We start from the raw sequence: 18,407 nt of genomic DNA on the forward strand, positions 1-18,407 counted from the left end.
TTTTATGCCCAGTAATTCACAACACCGTCATTATCTTTAGCGTTATTAATAATTGATTGTAACGCCACAATACTCGAAAACTCTTCATCCATATTTTCATGGCTTTCTAATATTTCTTCTAACAGCGGTTTTAAAACCTTATCAAGTAAATCTAACTTATCAGATTGTCCCGACTTTTTATTACCATCGAAAGTAAATTTGGGCAGCACTTTATGAATAATAAAATTATTAATAGCCTGCTCTTTATCTTCATTTACATCTTTAAAAAGCGCCAAGTAATTAAGCCCCTGCCTAATCGTTCGCATACCAAATTCAACACCTAAAGGATGAAAAAAACGGCTATTTAGTTCTTTAAACTGTATACAAAAATCGTCATTAATAGAGTAATTAGGATATGGCGTCCTTACACCTAGATCATCTATTTCAAATACCACGGGCAGCGCCACATCTTCAAAGCCATACGCGTCAATTTCACTAATAATCTTATCCCAATCACTCAGTAGCGGGCTTCTAAACTTCATTATGTGAGCGCGATCTAAAATTTTAGGAGATAAATAATGCGTAGTTTCATCAATATTAATTGCACCAATAATGCGAACGTTTGGAGAAATCGTTATAGATGAAGGTGTACTAATTACACCTGCAAGCATACGCCTAATGTCACCGTGGTATTTTATAAGAGAATTTTTATCACTAAAGCCGAATGCGCGTTTCATTTCATTGTTAACATCTTCATCTTGCATAAGCGCTATAAAATCGGTAATACCATTTTTATTATATTTTTCTTTAGCCCCAGTAATAATAGATACAACGCCTTTAAGTTCTGCTAATACATGCGATGCTTCATCATCTGAATAAAGTTGAATCTCTGGCTTTTTATTTCTTTCTTCAAGTTTTGATAAAAAATCAGCAAAATAGTATTCAACCCTCGCCAAGTTCATTTCATCCAAACAAATAAAATAAGGAACTTCTGGGTTTTGCTGTGCCTCAATTAATGCTTCAAGAAACGGAGTTGCTAAATACTTTTTTTCTAAAGGATTGTAATAACCTAACAAATCCTCAGAGCTAGTCCAATTCGGCTTTACCGGAATAATAATAGATTTACCGCCAACAGCATCAGCAAACGAATTAACCAAATTAGTTTTCCCTGAGCCAGAATCCCCCGCTAAAATAATTAAATCGTTACTTCTAATAAGGGTAAGGTAATTTTCAATAATATGACGGGGGTAAAGTATATCGCGCTCTTTGAGATAAGCTTGAATATAAGATACCGCTTGCTTGTAATCACCGTTTAAGTGATCACTAAACTCAATATGCTCAGGTCGCTCACTTACTTTAGTAATATTAGAAACGAAACTATTAAATTCATCATCATCAATAAACTCAAAACTCTTTAAAAAAACAGCCTTTTCTTCTATAAATGCTTTTAGCTTTTCTATTTTTTTAGCCATTACTTCCTCAAGTCCTTTGTATTTATCATCAAGTATTGCTAGCTCATGCTCTTTTTTTTCAATACTTTGCCGAAGTAATTTACTTTCTGAGCCTAATTGTTGGTTTTCTTTTTTACTGCTCTCAACAGAATCCTTTATGGCGTGTAGCTCAACTTTCTCTATCGAAACGGCTCTTGTCATTGAGTTAAGTCGAGACAGGTGCGTTTCTATTTCCGACTTCTGAGTTTCTTCAAACTCTGTTTTAAGTTTACTGAGTTGCTGTTCATAAATAACTTTATCAATAAAACGTTCTGTGCCCTCACCTAGCACTATTGATTTATCTATATCGCTCAGCCTATCTATCTCATTTATAGCAATAGGCAATTGCTCTAGGGGTTCTATATCATCTGAGGAAAGGTTTAATTCAAATGGGTTGCCATGCTTAATTCGCTCACTTAATTTAGTAAGAATTAGCTTCCCACGAACAAACGTCCTTTGGTCTGTTATATAGTATTTATTACCTATAGAAGGATAAACAAAAATGCCACTTTGTAGTCCGTAGCTAACATCTATTGGGTACTCTATTAATTTATTATCAATAACGTTGCGCACATGTTTTAATCGATAAGGAACCGCACCATCTTGTTTGGTTAGCTCGCCCCATACTTCAATTTTTTTATTTTTAATTCCCCAACATTTAAATAACCGCTGGTAAAGCTCTTCATCAGATAAATCTTTTACAACATCTAGAGAGTATTTAACGGGCTCGCCTAGCAAGCTTTCATTACTTAGTACATCGTTATCAGCTTCATATGTCTCATCTGCCATATCTACAACGCCTGTTCGACTATGGCGTCTGTGAGGTGAAGTTTAGTGGTTTGTGCGTCTGTTAAACGGGCTTTGAGTTGGTCGCAGAGCGCCATTAGTTCATCTACTTTAGCGACAATACGATGCTGTTCTTTGAATGGTGGTAGAGGTATTATAATAGAGCTCACCTGCCCTTGATTTATTGACGCTTGCCCAACTGCTTCTTTAGCAAACGATGAGATAAAATTTTGAGCAACCTTCGTCATCATAAATAAGTTTAAGTATTGTGCTGACAAATGCTCGATAAAAGGTTTTGCTCGCATGTTCATACTTTCATAAACTAAAGGCTCTTCTGACTCAGGTATTATTGCCGTTTTACCAACAAGTTCTTTACTATTGACTCTGTTAATCAAAAGGTCATTTGGTTCGAGTATAAACTGCGCTAATTCAGTAGGCTCAACTTCAACTCTTTTAGCGCCAGCAAAATCAATATACCCATTTTGGATGTTATACATTCTCAAAGATATTACCCCTTCATCTGTATAAAACTTTGAAGGTTTATATAACCCATTAGAAAATGATTTAAACAAATCACCAAATCGACTCCAAACCCAGCCACTAGGTAACTCATATAATTTTTCTTCGTCGGTAATTTCTGGCAGTGGTTTTTGCTTTTTGATTTTTTTGTCTTTAATCAGTTGGGCTTTTTCTGCTGCTATGCGCTCTAGGAGTTTGGCGGCGGGTTCGTCATTTGGGTTTTGTGGGACGAGTTTGCCCATTACTGCGAGTTGTAAAATGGTTTGTTTTAGCGTGTCGATGCTGGCGGTGGTGGTGAATAGCGTGTCGAAGTGCTCGCTTAAGCGTTGCCAGTTTTGTTGGAACTGTTGAGCAGTTTGTTCCGGTGTAGCCCCTTGCTCTGGTGCTTTTAGCAAAGCCTCTAACAGCACTTCAACTAATGTTTGATGTGCGGTAATACTATTTTCAGTTTGCACCTCAAGCGCATCACACAAGCTCATTAACTCATCGACTTTAGCGACAATACGTTGTTGCTCTGAAGTTGGTGGTAAAGCAATAACCGTGTTTATTATCTTTTCTCTTGATATATTTGGTTGAGCACCACCTGCCCCCATTCCAATTAAACGAGATTTAGACGCTTTCAATAACATTAATAAAAAAGTATTTTTAAAGCCATTAAATGGAGTACAAGCACAGACTGCTTGGTTAGTTGTAGCTCTAACCGTAAGAATTGAGGTTTTCCCAATAGTAGCTCCATACATTGCTACAAGTACATCACCGATATTATTGTACCGAACAGAGGTTTCTTTTAGAGCAAGCTCAGATATATGTTCCTCTGATTCACTTATATAATCGGAATTCAATTCTCCAGACTTAAACCAGGGTATACTTCCATCATAATATTCAATGTTTCCCCGCCTTGGTGTTGAACCCGCCCCCCACTCACCTAAATCATTGAAACGAACTAACTCCCAGCCTTTCGGCAATTCAAACGGTTCTTCTTCTTCACTAATTTCTGGTAGTGCTTTAGGCTTTTTGATTTTCTTATCTTTAACTAACTGTGCCTTTTCAGCGGCTATACGCTCTAGCAATACTGAAGCGGGTTCGTCGTTTGGATCTTGTGGCACTAATTTGCCACGTACGGCGAGCTCTAAAATAAGTTCGCGGAGTTTTTTAATACCGTGAAGTGAAAACTTTTTAGATGAACCGCGCCCTGCTGACGATTTTTGCTCGATGGCTGTGGTCCAAATATCTAGGTGGTCGGTTATGAGCTGCTCTTCGCTTGTGTTTGGTGCTTTAGTCTCAGCCATTACTTGCCCTCAGCATCTTTAGACAGTGCTGCTGACAATATACCTTTAAGCTGGTCACGCAGTGCTTGTATATCGGCTTGCTGCTTCGAATAATCTGCTAATAACTCTTCTGGGTTATGGCTGATTACCTCGCCTACATGCGGGTTTTTAATGTCTAGGTTGTAGTTACGGGCAATAATATCGTCGATTGATACTTTCCATGCTTGTTCGGTTTCAGTTCGGCTTGCAAAGCCGTCTGCTTCGTTGCCCCACCATTCGAGCTCCGTTTTAAACTCTTCAAACTTCATTGGTTTGGTTTTGTTATAATTTTTAACCCCTGCTGGGTATGGGTGCTCGTAAAACCACACGTCTTTGGTTGGCGTGCCTTTAGTAAAAAACAATATGTTAGTTTTAATACTTGTGTACGGGGCAAATACGCCATTAGGTAAGCGTACTATGGTGTGTAAGTTACACTCTTCTACCAACAGCTTTTTAATTTTGGTTTTAACGCCTTCACCAAATAGGGTGCCATCTGGCAATACAACAGCCGCGCGCCCTTTCGTGTTGAGCACTTCTATAATGAGCTGTAAGAACAAGTCGGCTGTTTCGCGAGTTTGCATGTCGCTTGGGAAGTTTTTTTCTATACCGTCTTCTTCAGTACCGCCAAATGGTGGGTTGGTGATGATTACATCTACTTGATCATCCCAGCTTGAAAGCGGTTTATTTAGGGTATTGCCGTGTTTAACTTGTACCGGTACTTCAATGCCGTGAAGCATCATATTGGTAGTACACAGTAAGTGCGGGAGTTGTTTTTTTTCTACACCGTGTATTTGCTTTTGAAGTATTTGGTGGTCGTCGCCCGATTTAACATAGTTTGCTTTTACATGGTCGAACGCGCATGTTAAAAAGCCACCAGTACCACAAGCAGGGTCCATGATTGACTCGCCTAGTTTTGGGTCGGTTACTGCTACTATAAATTTAGTGATGGCGCGCGGGGTATAAAATTCGCCTGCGTTACCTGCGCTTTGTAAATCTTTTAGTATTTGCTCGTACAGGTCGCCAAATAAGTGACGCTCTTTTGAGTCGGTAAAGTCTATTTCGTTTAGCTTATTAATCACCTGGCGCAGTAGTGTGCCGTTTTTCATGTAGTTAAAGGCATCGCTAAAGGCCTGGGTTACTACATAGCCGCGTGGGTTTTTATCTATAGGTGCGATTAGGTTTTTAAGCTCAGGGAATAGCTTGTCGTTTACAAACTCTAACAGCTCATCGCCCGTTATGCCTTCGTTATCGGCTGCCCAATTGCGCCATAAAAATTGCTCAGGGATTGGCTCGCGGTAGTCGTCTAATTCAAGCTCTAGTTCTTCTTCTTGCGCGTCGAATACTTTTAAAAATAGTAACCACGACATTTGACCAAGGCGTTGCGCGTCGCCATCGACACCGGCGTCTTTACGCATAATATCTTGAATGGATTTAATAGCTGAACTGATAGACATAGTATTCTCTTGTTTGATTGTTTTTATAAACTGCGGCTAAAGGCAAATATGAAAGCTGTTTAATTTAAATGGTTTAATGCTTTGCTGTGGCTAATACATAGCGACAGCAAACATAAATTTAGGCTGTTTTAGGCGCTGGCATTTGGTAAATTTCGGCTTCGAGCTCTTTGAGTGCTTGCTCGTATTGTGGTTTGCCGCCAAAGCCTTTTTTTACTATTTCACTTAGGCTGCCTATTTCGTTAAACGGCGCTACTTTAAGCGCTTGCATAGATTCGATTTCTTGCACGCCTACATCTGCGTATTTTAACAGAAGGTTCTCGAGTACGGTGTGTGCGGTACCCGAATATTTAGTGAAATAGTTACGCTTTTGTACGTTATCTGCGCGCTCTTTACGGGTAAGGGGTGGTTGGTCGTAAACTACATGGCAGATCATATCAAAGGGGTCCATGTCTTTGCCTACTTCTTCCTCGAGCGCTGACCAAATAATCCCTTCTTCGGAAAGCTCGTCGATGATTGCTTGTTTGCGATCTGACTCGTTCCAACGCTTTACAAAGTCATCCAATGAACTGAACTGCTTGCTCATGGTTTTACGGGTGTAATCTATAAATGACTCGGTAACAAGTTTACCGTCGGTATCGTAATACTGGACTCGCTCTGCCACTTTATTAACGGTAACACCCGATACGCGGTACTTAACCATTTTGTTAGTTTCGTCGTCCCATTCGCCATCAAGCGTGCCATCGCCTTTGGGGTCGTTAATGGTGTCGTTGTTGGCATCGGTTGTATCGTCAGTGGTTTGGTCGCCAAATACGTTGTCTGGTGTTTCTGCGCTGGTTGTATCATCTTGTGATTCAAGATCAACGTCTTCGTCTTCAATATCAGTGGGCGTTACTTTTATTATTTTTTCTGGTGTGCCATCAAAGCGTTCATCGGCAAATAACTCGGTGGCTTTTTTAAAGTCGAGTATGGTAAACCAAAGCTTGCCGTAGCGATCGTCAATACGGGTACCACGCCCAATGATTTGTTTAAACTTGGTCATTGATTGGATGTTTTGGTCGAGCACTACTAATTTACAGGTTTTAGCGTCTACCCCTGTGGTCATAAGCTCTGAGGTGGTAGCAATAACTGGGTATGGCCGTTTAGGGTTTATAAAGTTGTCGAGCTGACCTTTGCCTAGTTCGTCATCGCCGGTGATCTTCATTACGTATTTATCGTTTTTTGCCATTTGCTCTGGGTTTAAGTTGGCAATGGCACGTCGCATACGCTCAGCGTGGTCTATGTCGTTACAAAACACGATGGTTTTAGCCATAGGGTCTGTACGTTTTAAATAGTTGGTAATGGTTTCAGCCACCAGCTGTGTTCGCTCGTCAATTACCATTGTGCGGTCAAAGTCTTTTTGGTTGTATATTCGGTCTTGTATTACTTCACCGTTGTTATCAACCTGCCCTTTTGTTGGTCGCCAGCCTTGTAGGTCAACATCAAGATCGACACGTACCACTTTGTATGGCGCTAAAAAGCCATCTTCAATACCTTCTTTTAGGGAATAGGTATAAGCAGGGTCGCCAAAATAGTCTGAGTTTGATACTTCATCGGTTTCTTTTGGTGTTGCGGTTAAGCCAACTTGAGCAGCACCTTTAAAGTAAGTGAGTATTTCACGCCAAGCGCTATCTTCACTTGCGCTACCACGGTGGCACTCGTCAATAATAATCAGGTCAAAAAAGTCTGGGTCTACTTGCTTAAAGGCTTTTTGGGATTCTTCTGGTCCTGTTAGTGCTTGGTAAAGTGCTAGGTGTATTTCGTAAGCTGGGTCGATTGTTCTGCCGGTAATTTTGGTCATTGAAGTACCAAACGGCTGAAAGTCATTTATACGAGTTTGATCTACCAATATGTTGCGGTCGGCTAAAAATAATATGCGTTTTTTAGCGCGTGACTTCCATAAGCGCCAAATAATTTGAAACGCGGTATAAGTTTTACCGGTTCCTGTTGCCATAACAAGGAGTACGCGGTCTTTACCTGACGATATAGCCTCTACTGTTTTATTAATCGCTTGAAGCTGATAGTAACGTGGGTGTTTGCCACTACCATCATCGTAATAGGCTTGGTTGATTATAGGGAGTTGCGATTCTGTATAGCCCTTGTAGGCACAATATTTAGCCCAAAGCTCTTGTGGTGATGGGAAGTCTTCTAAGCGTATTTCGGTTTCGAGGTTATGCGCATCAGGCGTGCCGAGCTTAGTCTTATCGTGAAATATAAAGCCATCGCCATTAGAGGCGAATATAAACGGCACATCGAGCAGCCTGGCGTAATCTAAGCCTTGTTGAAGGCCTTTGCCTACTTCATGCTTATTCGCTTTAGCTTCAATGACAGCAAGCGGCATACTGGGTTTATGGTAAAGCACTATATCAGCCGATTTAACCGTTTTACGAACACCAAGTTGCCCACGGACGATTACTTTACCGTCACGTAGTTTAACCTCTTGGCGTATTTGAGTTATGTCATCCCACCCTGCGGTTTTAACTGCGGGTAGAATAAACTTACTGATTATATCGGTTTCGCTGAGCTTTCTTTTATCCATAACTTAAACCATCCCTAAATACTACGCTATGAGCCAACAAGGTTTTGCGTACAACTCGTTGATTCAACGTGTTTCATGCTGTTTAGTGATGCTATATAAAATACGGTTAATAAGCAAAAATAAAAGGTAAACTAAATTATGAGATATTAAAAAATAAAATTGTAACTTCTATACAAAATAGAAAAGAGGACAAATCGTTTATTTACCGCTTTTTATGTTCCGATAAAATAAAAAATTATTATTCTATCATGTACTTATAAATATAATTGTTCCGCTATTTGTTCTGCGTTGTTCCGTTTATAAAAAGCGTTTTTAGCACAGGTAAACAAGTGATATTTTTGCAATATTAAAGTTTACAACAACTGCTAAGCATTATCGTAATCATCTAGCCACTCGGCTACAGTTTGCTCTTGTGGTTTTCGTTTTAAATATATTCCCTCTTGTTGCTCTATATAAGGGGGTATAGCTTTACCTTTTACCGTACTACCTTGTTTACTTATACCGTGGCTATGAAACTCCGTATTATTTAATGTCCGTGATTCACAATATACGTAGTTACTCATACTCGTAGTCTCACCATTTTCTGTGCCTTGATATATATGGCTATTAGCATTTTCGCTGCCACTGTTCAATGCCCCATAAACATGCCCCGCTATATTGCCACGGCTAAGTGCCGCAAGAGTGCCACCGTTTTGCCCTTCGCCTGTCGCTAAAACGCCACGATTAACCGCTTCTATAATTTGCTGATATGTTATGTTTGCTAAGCAAAGTGTTTTAGAGTCGAGTTTATTCCCTTTCCTTATCTCTGCTTGCCAAAGGTAGTTTTTCATAATATTTATTTTTTTATAAAGTTCACTTGGCCTTCTTGGTTTTGGTAAGTTTGAGCAACTCCAGAATTTGAGTAACGCTCCTTGTGCTGGTGGATTAAAAAGTTTTCCATTTAAGCGCCCTGACTTTTTTTTACGATCCAATGATACGTTAAAAATTGTGTAGTAATCTTCGTGGAAACTCAAATCAGTAAAGCTCATTGTTAGGCCATCGTATTTACTCAAATATCGTCCAACTTTAAACTGTCTAAACTGGTATATAGGCTGTGCGATCACACAGCTTAACTGGCTTAGTAAAGTGTTTTGATAGATGTGGAGCCAGTTACTAGGAACCGGCTTTCCACTTTTTGGAGTAATATTTAATTGACCGTTAGTAATACTAATTACATCACCACGCTTAATTAAGTCAATAAGCTTAACCATATAACCTCCTAGCTTCCCAGGAGGTGCTTTATTGGCTTTAAAAGTTCAGTTGTTTGCTCTGGTGTGAACTCAGCTAATTTGCGTTTAATACGGCTTTTATTTATGGCTTTTATGATAGTTTCAGCAATATCTAATGAGCTAAAACTATATTTTAAATGACCACCGATACCATCTGAGTTTGGTATTTTTTCGCGTATAAATTTGAATCCGAACTCGCGCTCAAGATCTGTAAAGTAGTTTCTTCCACTTGATAAACCAGCATTACGTAAAATATCTAATTCAGTCGCACCCTCAGGATGAACAAGAATATATAGGTTAGCTCGCTCTGTTTTGGACTGCGGCTTTTTAGGAGCAGGGCTTGCGGCGTTACTACCGCTTACAGCACACATTATGCTGCCCCTTTGTAGATATTGCTACATGGTAGTTTCTCGACCCAGCGTTGAATATCACTTTCAAGCCAGCCAACTGAGTTTAAACCTAGCTGTTTTCTTTTTGGAAATACACCTAATCGCTCTTTGCGCCAAATAGTAGAACGACTCAAACCGGTGAGTTCTGTTACTTCTTGGAAACGTAATATTTTGTTGTTCATGGAGATTCGCCTTGTTTCGTTTTAGTTCAAGGCGAATGTTAGAGATTCAGAAAAAATGAACGAGAGTGAAATAAAAATATTTTTTTTAACTAAAAAATGGAATTATTAAAATACCTTATAAAATTAATAATCAAAATTTCTTGTAGATTTTTGCACTGAGAAGTCTTCACTCAAAATTATATCTAAGAGGTTATTAACCTTGCCATTTCTGTTTGCTAAGTCTACTTCACCAATCTCACCATCAGGAAAAACACAAGTGGCCATAACACTCTTTGAGATAGTAACATCCATATCCCTCTCCCAAATCATCAGATCTAAAAATGGTATTATTCTGTAATCTCTTATTTTTTCAATTTCAGCAGGCTTAATAAAGCGTTTCTTAGGTTCTGAAATATTCAAATCTTTCCTCCACAAAGGCAGGTGGTGTTTGAGCGCCATTAATATTTCATCATCGGTATAATTATCTAAACCAATATTACAAATAATAGAAGAGTCACCCATAAAATCTGAATAACTAAATTTAATTATTTCTTGCTCATTATCCTTAGCTGATAACTTTTGCTGATTTTCTTTTTCTTTAAGTCTTGAGTGGTAGTGATCCAACATAGCACAAGGAACAGGGTTAACAGCTTCATTTGAGCTAAGTACTTTCAGTTGTTGCTGTTTTAACTCTGAGCGCTGAGATATTTTGGGATCAAAAGGTTCGTTGTTAAATGACTGCTCAGTATCTGGTTGGCCATTCAATATCTCACTCCATATAAATGAATTACCAGATTTATCGATTCGCCCTTCACCCGCATGTTCGTATATGCAAGTTCGCATAATTACTTCTTCTAATAGAGCAATATCATCTATATTTCTAATGTAATCATAATTGTTGATATCGAACCAAGGTATATCTTTCCTTGACTTTATTCGTTTCAAAACCATCTCCTTAAATTACTTTTAAATGCTGATTACCAGTAACAGAATAATTTCCCCTGCTCGCTTCTTCAATATGTTCAGACCACCAGCACATCATTTTTCGCCTGCGTTCTAGGTAGTCGGTTCGGTTATAAGCAGCTCGTACTTTGTTTTTATCTACATGGGCCAGTGCCGCTTCAATTACATCTGCGTCAAAGCCAAGTTCATTTAATGTTGTACTTGCTAATGCTCTTAAACCGTGAGCTGTTTGTTTGCCCTTTAAACCCATACGCCTTAGAGCCGCGCCTAGTGTTTCTCGGCTAAGGTGCTTTCGAGGGTCTTTATCTGCTGGAAAAACAAATTCTCGATGGCCACTTATTGGTTTTAAATATTCAAGTAAAACTATAGCCTGGGGTGTTAGTGGCACTGAATGAGCTTTGCGTTTTTTCATACGCTTAGCAGGTATATTCCACTGTTTATTTTCAAAGTCTATTTCATGCCACGCAGTACCGACAGCTTCACCAGGACGAACCATTGTATGTAGCTGCCACTCAAATAAACATCGGGTCATTAACTTGATACTGGCATTATTTACAATACTAATGAGCTTTGGCAGTTCCTCTGGTTTAACACATGCCATACTTTTATGAGTAGCTGTACCAAACGCTTTACTAATACCGCTTAGGTTATTAGATTGCACTCGGCCAGTGTTGATAGCAAACTCCATGACCTCATTAATCCGACGACATATGCGGCCTAGAATATCTAACTTGTTAGCAGCAGCTAATGGCTTTAGGGTTTCAATAGTAAGCTGTGCCGATAACTTGCTTACTGGTACCTTACCTAAATACGGGAAAAGATGAAGCTCAAAGCCGCGACGCAAATTAAAAGCATATCGCGCGCTTACTTTTGGCTCTTTTAAGGCTATCCACTCTCTAACAACTGCTTCAAATGTATTTTTAGCTTCAGCAGCTTTATCGTTAGCAAATGCCTCTTTATGCTCTTTGGGATCAATGTCCTTTGCTAATAAAGCTCTGCCCTCAGCTCTGCTTGTGCGAGCATCAGATAAGGTCACATCTGGGTACATGCCAAAACTAATTTGAGCTCTTTTTTTAGTGTAGGGTTTAGAGTAAGTGAATAACCACATTTTTGATCCATTGGGCTTAACTCGAAGAGCAAGACCTTTGCCATCTGCTAAGAGATATTCCTTTTCTTTTGGCTTCGCTTTTTTGATTTGCGTGTCATTTAATGGGGTAACTAATTTAGGCATTTAACGCTCCACTGTCGAACGGGCAACCAGCGCTTAGAAAGTAAGAAAAACCTAAAAATTTTTTCTTTCTTTAAATTTCATCTGGTTACATATTTATGTTACACCAACAAGTCATCATTGGTTCGGTGTAACATCCAGTGTAACTAAAAAAATGAGTTATAGCGATACCTCTTGAAACAAGATGAAAGCCTAGAAGCCTTTAAAAATGGCACTTGATAGTTTTTTTGAATTGCGATGAATTACAATGAAACGAGTAATTGGTAGCCCCTGCAGGAATCGAACCTGCAACTGCCCCTTAGGAGGGGGCCGTTATATCCATTTAACTAAGAGGCCACAAATAAGCTGTGTGCTTAGAGGTGTGAATTATAACGGCATCTGGTTTTTTATATCAAGCGACAACTGAACTTAATTACTTGATAAGTATATATCTTCTTTATTTAGTACATAAATTGGGATTAGTTTTCGACTACTCGCGACGATTTTTTTTGTATGCGCATTAATTACACGTGTATTTACAACAACAGCATCATGTCGATAAATTAATGTACCCGCTAATACATGGCTCGCCATTTGCTCTTCGCTAAGCTTTTCAATATCACGCGAAAATGCAAAATCACCACGGCTATTTACATCTATTGTTTGGGTTGTTTTAAAATCAACCACGCCATAACCAAACTTTTGTAACTGATGAATTAACGTTTCAGAAATTTGATTACCCAATTGGTTGCTTTTAGTAAGCGATGAATCAAGATCTACTAAGGTAGTAACGGCAATATTAATATTGGTGTCGGTATCACTTTCATACTCAAGCGTATCAACCAGATCAAGTGCCATTTGCTCTACATAGTTAGCAAGTGTTTTATGGTGCTTAAGTGGTGTGAACTGCTGAGATGGATCGTATTCAACTTGCGATTGTATCGCTTGATTATTATAAGCAATATTAAGCTGATCATTACCACCGTTTACTGTGTAATCTGTTCGTGTTGTGCTTTCGTTATGCTCATTATTATGCGTCATTGAGCAGCCTGTTAACCCAATTAAAGTAGTAAATCCAACGATAGTAATTAGTATATACGACATAGTTAGCCTCACTTGCTTGCTTGCTTAAGCATTATGCCATCAGTGCGGTAGTTACTATTAAGTGCATCAACAACTGACTGCGGAATAAAACCTTGCGCAGTGCCTACTACGGCTTTGCTTTGCAGCCCAATAATACGTGCATTTACAAGGACTCCTCCTTGACTACTCACTAATGTTCCAGCGAGTACGTATTTAAAGTTTTGATCTTGGTTAAGCTCTAAATAATCTCGACTAAATACAAAGTCTCCTTCAGGTGTAACACGCATGTAGTCGGTTGTTTTAAAGTCAATAACGGGTATACCAAAATTATGTAGCTCGTGCATAAAACTTTCTGATATTTGATTACCCAGTAAACTACTGTCATTAAAATCATCATCTAAAAATACAAAACTTGAAACAGCTAATGGTGTTTTTCCATTAACATATTGCAGATTTTCAACCATGTCTTGCATTATTCCGCGTACATAATGATTTATGTTCTTTCGCATTGGCGGAGTCGGCTTAGTATGACTATTTTTTTGAGCAAAGTCCGATTGAAATAAACGGTCATTGGATACTGGATCTGCAACATCACGCTGATTATTAACGAGTTGCATTGTTTGGTTATTATTTTGAACCTGGGCCTCGTCTGTACCTGTATTCATACCATTTAGTATATGCGAACAGCCAAAGCCCAAAGGTAAACAGAGGGTAATTAATAGGTTTCTCATTTTGTGCTCCTGATTAGTATTCGCTGCGGTATAAGTAGCCATCGCGTTGCTGTATTTTTTCATTGCCCCACATTACATTAATTGGGATCTCGGTACTTCCCGCAGAGAGCACTTGTTTATTTTCAATATTCACAAGCCGTGCATTAACTATGTATGCATGCTGCTGACGAGTCACTGTTCCTGTGATAACTAAGTCAATATTTTGGCGGTTTCGTAATTTACTTAAATCGCGACTTAAAATACTGTCTGAGTTTTCTGATAAAGAGAGGTTATTCCCAAGTCTGTACTCAACGGTGTGATAACCCAGTTGAGTAAATTGTGTAAGCAGACTTTCTTGGATCTGCTGACTTAAGCCTGAGGCCTGCCCTGTCACTAATTTTGTATCTAGTGCATCTGCATAAAAGAAGCTACTAACGCCAACACGTGCATTAGCATTTAACGCTCCATTTAGGTGGTTAAGTTGCGACGTTAAATTAACTACATAATCATTAACCGTAAAAGGAGCCATGGCCGCTTTAGATGCATTTGTAGGCACACTTGGTTCTGGTGGTGGCACCAAGTTACAAGCAGCTAAATTTAAAAATAATAAAGGCAGTAAAAGGCGCATAATTGCCATCCTCTTCAAAACATACTGAGGATGAAGCAATTTGTATGCCTATATCGTACTTCTGTAAGGTTGTTGAACATAATAGCTAACAAAACATGTTACTTGTTGCTTTATAAGGGCTAAACAATCACTTTTTGCGTCCGCTGAATTACTATAAGCACCTAACTTCAATCGATAAAAAGTTGTGTTATTAACACTTACAGTTTCTACATTTATCTCAGTGGGTGAGATAATATTTTGTGGTATTTTTTCTTGGAATTCGCTGAGCTTCTTTTGCAATGCATTTTTATTTTTAAAAGCGGCAATTTGTAAAGCAAACAATGCCGTGTGGGTTTTTAATATACTTTCGTTATTAACTTCATCATTTACACGAGTATTTAGAGCATCAGAATCATTTAGTTGTTTTAGATTAGTAGCAAGCTGCGTTAATTTATTTTCTAACTTGAGTAGCTCCTCTACTTTTGGTTGAGAGCTTTCCCATTGTGCAGCAGAGATTTTGAGCTGCTCTAAATCAGACTTTTGAATAAGAATCGGTTGCGGGGTTGCTTGAGTCACTTTAACTTGTTGAGATGAGTTACATGCAGATAAAACAAGTACACCCATTAGCATCATGCATTCTAAACTCCATTTTAATAACATTTAACTTCCCTAAAATGACGTTGTTTAGGGGGTTGTTTATCCCCTAAACGTATTTAATTATGAAGGGTGTATTTTATGGATAAACAATTTTTAAGCAAGTTTCTTAACTACAGCCTTACTGGCTTATCGGTGTAGTTACTTACTATGCAATCGAGTTTATACAGCTTGAATACGTCACAATCTGCTTTTGCATTTTTAAAGTTTTGGTAAGAGCCAAGTTTTAGTCTGTAAAACATTTTGTCGTTTATCTTGGCGGTTTCTACGTTAGTCAATATTTTGTCTCTAAACAACGGTGCTGCTTTAGTATTTAGCTCTTGCCATGCTTTAGCCACACCTTGCTCTGAGTCAACCGAAGCTACCTGCAAAGCAAATACATGTTTTGGTTTATTTAATTTTACAGCTTGTTTTTTATTGCTGTAGTTTTGTTTAACTTGTTGGCGTGATTTAGCATTACGTGTGTTTCGAGGTGAGCGTACAGACTTGCTGCTATACCCTTGATTAGACTGCGCAATAGCTTTGCTGTTTATAATATCAATATGATTTACGAGGTAAGTTATTTCTTTTTCTAATCTTAAAATTCGCTCTATACCTTCGCGTGCTTGTTGCCACTGCATTGCAGCATCTTTTAGTTGAGCAAGCTCCAAGGCTGTAATTGACACGTAGTCTGGCGAGTTACTTTGAGGTTGTTCGTCAATGGTTTTTATTTCAGGCGTAACGCTGCATGCTGTGCCAAATAAAAGCATTAGCAAGCTAAGTAAAAGCCCAATGTTATTTTTTTTATATATAAACATGTATTTGCTGTCCTGAAAGCAGTGTTTTCACTACATTTCAGTTAAACATTCTCACAAGAAAGCGTTTAACTTTATTTAAGCTGTGAGCTATAAAACTTAGCTCTTCGCATGCTTGTCAGTGTTTTGTAAAACACAACGTTGCATACTCCCACCCTTCCTTGAGAGCATTATTTAATACAAATTCAATGCCAGTTAACACAAACTTTACAACATAAATAACAATATGTCTGTAATGACTTAAAAACTTTTATTTTAGAGCTATTCCTTTCCTTATTTTATTCTAGGGCCTGTTGACCTTTCAGGATTAAAATTTGTTCAATCTAGGGGCCATTTAATCGCGGCGCGAGGTTTGTAACCTAGTGGGCTCGATAACTGCTCCTGCGTTATTCTACTGACTTACATCCCTGTAAGAATAAGTAAAAACCGAGTAAAGCTTCCGCGTCCTGCTCACGCCCCTTACCTACATCCATGTAGGCAACAAAGAGTAAATTGCCCCGGGGCAGAACCCTTCGGGCAGCGCATGTTTGGCATCTATGCTACGTTATCGCCTATTTATGGGGAATAACCACATTACATAGGCTCTGCCTTGCCTAAATACCAAACAGCCTGTTGCAAATTTAACCTCGAAAGATAAACAGGCCCTGATAAAACTCATAAAAAAGGCGCCGATACAGGCGCCTTTCATGATTTACATTAACTGTTAAATCAGTTTTTTAATAAATGACTTTAATTCATCAGCAAATTCATCGCGACGAAGTGCAAATTCAATAGTCGCTTTTAAATAACCAATTTTACTTCCACAATCGTGGCTACGGCCTTTTATAGCGTATGCATCTACTTTTTCGTGTTCCATTAACATCGCAATTGCGTCAGTTAATTGAATTTCATTGCCTGCTCCTTGCGGAGTTTTTGCAAGTAACGGCCATATGTTTTCGCTTAATACGTATCGACCCACTACAGCTAAGTTAGATGGTGCTTCGTCTACTGGCGGTTTTTCTACCATATTAAAGATTGCTGAGCTTTCACCTTGCTTTAGGTCAACATCGCCTAAATCAACCACACCAAACTTATCTACTTCATCCATTGGTACTGGCTCAACCATTATTTGGCTATGCTTGTTTTGCTCAAAATTAGCGATCATTTCTGCTAAGTTATCTTTTTTAAGATCGCTCTCTACATCGTCAATAATTACATCCGGTAGAATAACTACAAACGGTTCGTTACCAATAATAGGCGCAGCACAACTAATAGCATGGCCTAAGCCTTTTGCTTCACCTTGGCGTACGTGAATAATGGTTACGTCTTTAGGGCAGATTGCTTGCACTTCGGCAAGTAGTTGCCGCTTTACACGCTTTTCTAAAGTAGCTTCTAGTTCAAAGCTCGTATCGAAATGATTTTCGATTGAATTTTTACTTGAGTGAGTTACTAACACTATTTCTTTAATGCCTGCAGCAACGGCTTCGTTTACTACATATTGAATTAAAGGACGGTCTACCACTGGCAGCATTTCTTTAGGAATTGCTTTAGTGGCTGGTAACATACGAGTACCAAGGCCTGCTACTGGGATCACTGCTTTCATTTTATGTTTTCCTTAATCTTTTATTATACTGAAAATGGATATTGAATCGCTTCGTGGCATTGATAGCCTGTTACTTCAAAGTCGTCTCGTGTTACCCACGTTTCTATGTCTTCTAATGATTTAATTTCTGGATTAATTTTTAACTGAGGTGATGCAAATGGCTCACGCGTTAACTGCACATCACGCATCAGCTCAAGTTGGTTTTCGTAAATATGTGCATTAGCAATTTTATGATACGCCTTACCCGCTTTGTGGCCGGTAATTTGAGCCACTAGCGCAAGCAACACAAAACACTGAATTTGATTAAAATTAAGGCCAAGTGGCACATCACAGCTTCGCTGGTATGACGTTAAATATAGCGTATCGCCAAGTAACGAAAAAGTGTGTGTATGCATACACGGGCGCAGGCAACCAAGCTCAAACTCACCTGGATTATAAAACGTGATTATTTCACCACGGTCATCAATGCCATTTTTTAAGTTATTAATAACTTTTGAAAGCTGATCAAGCGTTGAGCCATCTGGTCGTTGCCAACCACGGCCTTGTACGCCATAAACACGCCCCATGTCATCCTCACCTTTACGGTTAGGGTTATTAAGCCATGCATTGTTATCGTTTGCGTTAGCATCCCATGTTTTACAGCCAATTTCACGAAATTGCGCAGCGCTGTCGTACCCGCGTAAATATCCTAGCAATTCAGCAATCGCTGCTTTGTAGTAACTTTTGCGTGTAGTGATCATCGGAAACTGATTATTAGCCACATCGTATTCTAAATCAGCATTGATAACGGTTAAACAACGCGTACCTGTACGTTTATTTTCGACCCACTGCCCTTCGTCAACAATACGCTGACATAATTCTAAATATTGTTTCATGCTT

General features: G+C 38.9%; 16 protein-coding genes and 1 tRNA gene. All 17 read right to left on the reverse strand.

The genetic code is table 11. From position 1 onward, the window contains the following. Window positions 1–2: 2 nt before the first annotated feature. Window positions 3–2,258: an McrB family protein gene (locus QT16_RS01245; protein WP_052201186.1), complete on the reverse strand. Its 2,256-nt coding sequence runs from the start codon at window positions 2,256–2,258 to the stop codon at window positions 3–5. Window positions 2,259–2,260: 2 nt separating this feature from the next. Continuing rightward, window positions 2,261–4,063: a restriction endonuclease subunit S gene (locus QT16_RS01250; RefSeq protein ID WP_039484726.1), complete on the reverse strand. Its 1,803-nt coding sequence runs from the start codon at window positions 4,061–4,063 to the stop codon at window positions 2,261–2,263. Continuing rightward, window positions 4,063–5,535, reverse strand: a complete 1,473-nt coding sequence (locus tag QT16_RS01255) for an N-6 DNA methylase (RefSeq protein ID WP_039484730.1) — start codon at window positions 5,533–5,535, stop codon at window positions 4,063–4,065. The genes QT16_RS01250 and QT16_RS01255 overlap by 1 nt, the downstream gene beginning before the upstream one ends. Window positions 5,536–5,653: 118 nt before the next feature. Beyond that, window positions 5,654–8,110 carry an EcoAI/FtnUII family type I restriction enzme subunit R gene (hsdR, locus tag QT16_RS01260; protein WP_039484733.1) on the reverse strand — a complete coding sequence of 819 codons (2,457 nt, stop codon included), beginning with the start codon at window positions 8,108–8,110 and terminating at the stop codon, window positions 5,654–5,656. 365 nt (window positions 8,111–8,475) lie between these two features. Next, entirely contained in the window at window positions 8,476–9,360 is an 885-nt protein-coding gene (locus QT16_RS01265) for a hypothetical protein (protein WP_039484736.1), read from the reverse strand. A gap of 8 nt (window positions 9,361–9,368) precedes the next feature. Next, window positions 9,369–9,749, reverse strand: coding sequence for a hypothetical protein (locus tag QT16_RS20395; protein ID WP_052201187.1), 381 nt, complete (start codon window positions 9,747–9,749; stop codon window positions 9,369–9,371). After that, complete coding sequence (locus QT16_RS01275; RefSeq protein WP_039484739.1) at window positions 9,749–9,949, reverse strand: helix-turn-helix transcriptional regulator; 201 nt, start codon at window positions 9,947–9,949, stop codon at window positions 9,749–9,751. The genes QT16_RS20395 and QT16_RS01275 overlap by 1 nt, the downstream gene beginning before the upstream one ends. Window positions 9,950–10,072: 123 nt before the next feature. After that, a complete protein-coding gene (locus QT16_RS01280; RefSeq protein WP_039484742.1) occupies window positions 10,073–10,873 on the reverse strand; it encodes a DUF6387 family protein in 801 nt (266 codons plus the stop codon). A 10-nt stretch (window positions 10,874–10,883) separates the two neighbouring features. Beyond that, window positions 10,884–12,122, reverse strand: coding sequence for an integrase domain-containing protein (locus QT16_RS01285; RefSeq protein WP_039484745.1), 1,239 nt, complete (start codon window positions 12,120–12,122; stop codon window positions 10,884–10,886). Between the two features lie 258 nt (window positions 12,123–12,380). Then, window positions 12,381–12,455 (reverse strand) — tRNA-Arg (locus QT16_RS01290). 72 nt (window positions 12,456–12,527) lie between these two features. Next, a complete protein-coding gene (locus tag QT16_RS01295; RefSeq protein ID WP_039484748.1) occupies window positions 12,528–13,202 on the reverse strand; it encodes a FlgO family outer membrane protein in 675 nt (224 codons plus the stop codon). Between the two features lie 8 nt (window positions 13,203–13,210). Further along, window positions 13,211–13,912, reverse strand: a complete 702-nt coding sequence (locus tag QT16_RS01300; protein WP_039484751.1) for a FlgO family outer membrane protein — start codon at window positions 13,910–13,912, stop codon at window positions 13,211–13,213. Window positions 13,913–13,925: 13 nt separating this feature from the next. Next, window positions 13,926–14,519, reverse strand: coding sequence for a FlgO family outer membrane protein (locus tag QT16_RS01305; RefSeq protein ID WP_039484754.1), 594 nt, complete (start codon window positions 14,517–14,519; stop codon window positions 13,926–13,928). Between the two features lie 48 nt (window positions 14,520–14,567). Beyond that, complete coding sequence (locus QT16_RS01310) at window positions 14,568–15,158, reverse strand: SPOR domain-containing protein (protein ID WP_039484757.1); 591 nt, start codon at window positions 15,156–15,158, stop codon at window positions 14,568–14,570. Between the two features lie 107 nt (window positions 15,159–15,265). After that, the gene (locus QT16_RS01315) at window positions 15,266–15,949 is read right to left on the reverse strand and encodes an SPOR domain-containing protein (protein ID WP_039484761.1); all 684 of its coding nucleotides are present in this window, start codon (window positions 15,947–15,949) and stop codon (window positions 15,266–15,268) included. Between the two features lie 700 nt (window positions 15,950–16,649). Further along, window positions 16,650–17,528, reverse strand: coding sequence for a UTP--glucose-1-phosphate uridylyltransferase GalU (gene galU / locus QT16_RS01320; RefSeq protein WP_024594910.1), 879 nt, complete (start codon window positions 17,526–17,528; stop codon window positions 16,650–16,652). 23 nt (window positions 17,529–17,551) lie between these two features. Then, a complete protein-coding gene (locus tag QT16_RS01325; protein ID WP_002958700.1) occupies window positions 17,552–18,403 on the reverse strand; it encodes a thymidylate synthase in 852 nt (283 codons plus the stop codon). Window positions 18,404–18,407: the final 4 nt, after the last annotated feature.

Source organism: Pseudoalteromonas distincta (genome assembly GCF_000814675.1).
Lineage (GTDB): Bacteria > Pseudomonadota > Gammaproteobacteria > Enterobacterales > Alteromonadaceae > Pseudoalteromonas > Pseudoalteromonas distincta.

What these genes read in the sequence shown, in the direction of transcription:
- QT16_RS01275 (WP_039484739.1), bottom strand. Translation starts at nt 9,949, where the DNA reads ATGAACAACAAAATATTACGTTTCCAAGAAGTAACAGAACTCACCGGT.
- QT16_RS20395 (WP_052201187.1), bottom strand. Translation starts at nt 9,749, where the DNA reads ATGTGTGCTGTAAGCGGTAGTAACGCCGCAAGCCCTGCTCCTAAAAAG.
- QT16_RS01305 (WP_039484754.1), bottom strand. Translation starts at nt 14,519, where the DNA reads ATGCGCCTTTTACTGCCTTTATTATTTTTAAATTTAGCTGCTTGTAAC.
- hsdR (WP_039484733.1), bottom strand. Translation starts at nt 8,110, where the DNA reads ATGGATAAAAGAAAGCTCAGCGAAACCGATATAATCAGTAAGTTTATT.
- QT16_RS01310 (WP_039484757.1), bottom strand. Translation starts at nt 15,158, where the DNA reads ATGTTATTAAAATGGAGTTTAGAATGCATGATGCTAATGGGTGTACTT.
- QT16_RS01315 (WP_039484761.1), bottom strand. Translation starts at nt 15,949, where the DNA reads ATGTTTATATATAAAAAAAATAACATTGGGCTTTTACTTAGCTTGCTA.
- QT16_RS01285 (WP_039484745.1), bottom strand. Translation starts at nt 12,122, where the DNA reads ATGCCTAAATTAGTTACCCCATTAAATGACACGCAAATCAAAAAAGCG.
- QT16_RS01250 (WP_039484726.1), bottom strand. Translation starts at nt 4,063, where the DNA reads ATGGCTGAGACTAAAGCACCAAACACAAGCGAAGAGCAGCTCATAACC.
- galU (WP_024594910.1), bottom strand. Translation starts at nt 17,528, where the DNA reads ATGAAAGCAGTGATCCCAGTAGCAGGCCTTGGTACTCGTATGTTACCA.
- QT16_RS01255 (WP_039484730.1), bottom strand. Translation starts at nt 5,535, where the DNA reads ATGTCTATCAGTTCAGCTATTAAATCCATTCAAGATATTATGCGTAAA.
- QT16_RS01265 (WP_039484736.1), bottom strand. Translation starts at nt 9,360, where the DNA reads ATGGTTAAGCTTATTGACTTAATTAAGCGTGGTGATGTAATTAGTATT.
- QT16_RS01325 (WP_002958700.1), bottom strand. Translation starts at nt 18,403, where the DNA reads ATGAAACAATATTTAGAATTATGTCAGCGTATTGTTGACGAAGGGCAG.
- QT16_RS01300 (WP_039484751.1), bottom strand. Translation starts at nt 13,912, where the DNA reads ATGAGAAACCTATTAATTACCCTCTGTTTACCTTTGGGCTTTGGCTGT.
- QT16_RS01295 (WP_039484748.1), bottom strand. Translation starts at nt 13,202, where the DNA reads ATGTCGTATATACTAATTACTATCGTTGGATTTACTACTTTAATTGGG.
- QT16_RS01245 (WP_052201186.1), bottom strand. Translation starts at nt 2,258, where the DNA reads ATGGCAGATGAGACATATGAAGCTGATAACGATGTACTAAGTAATGAA.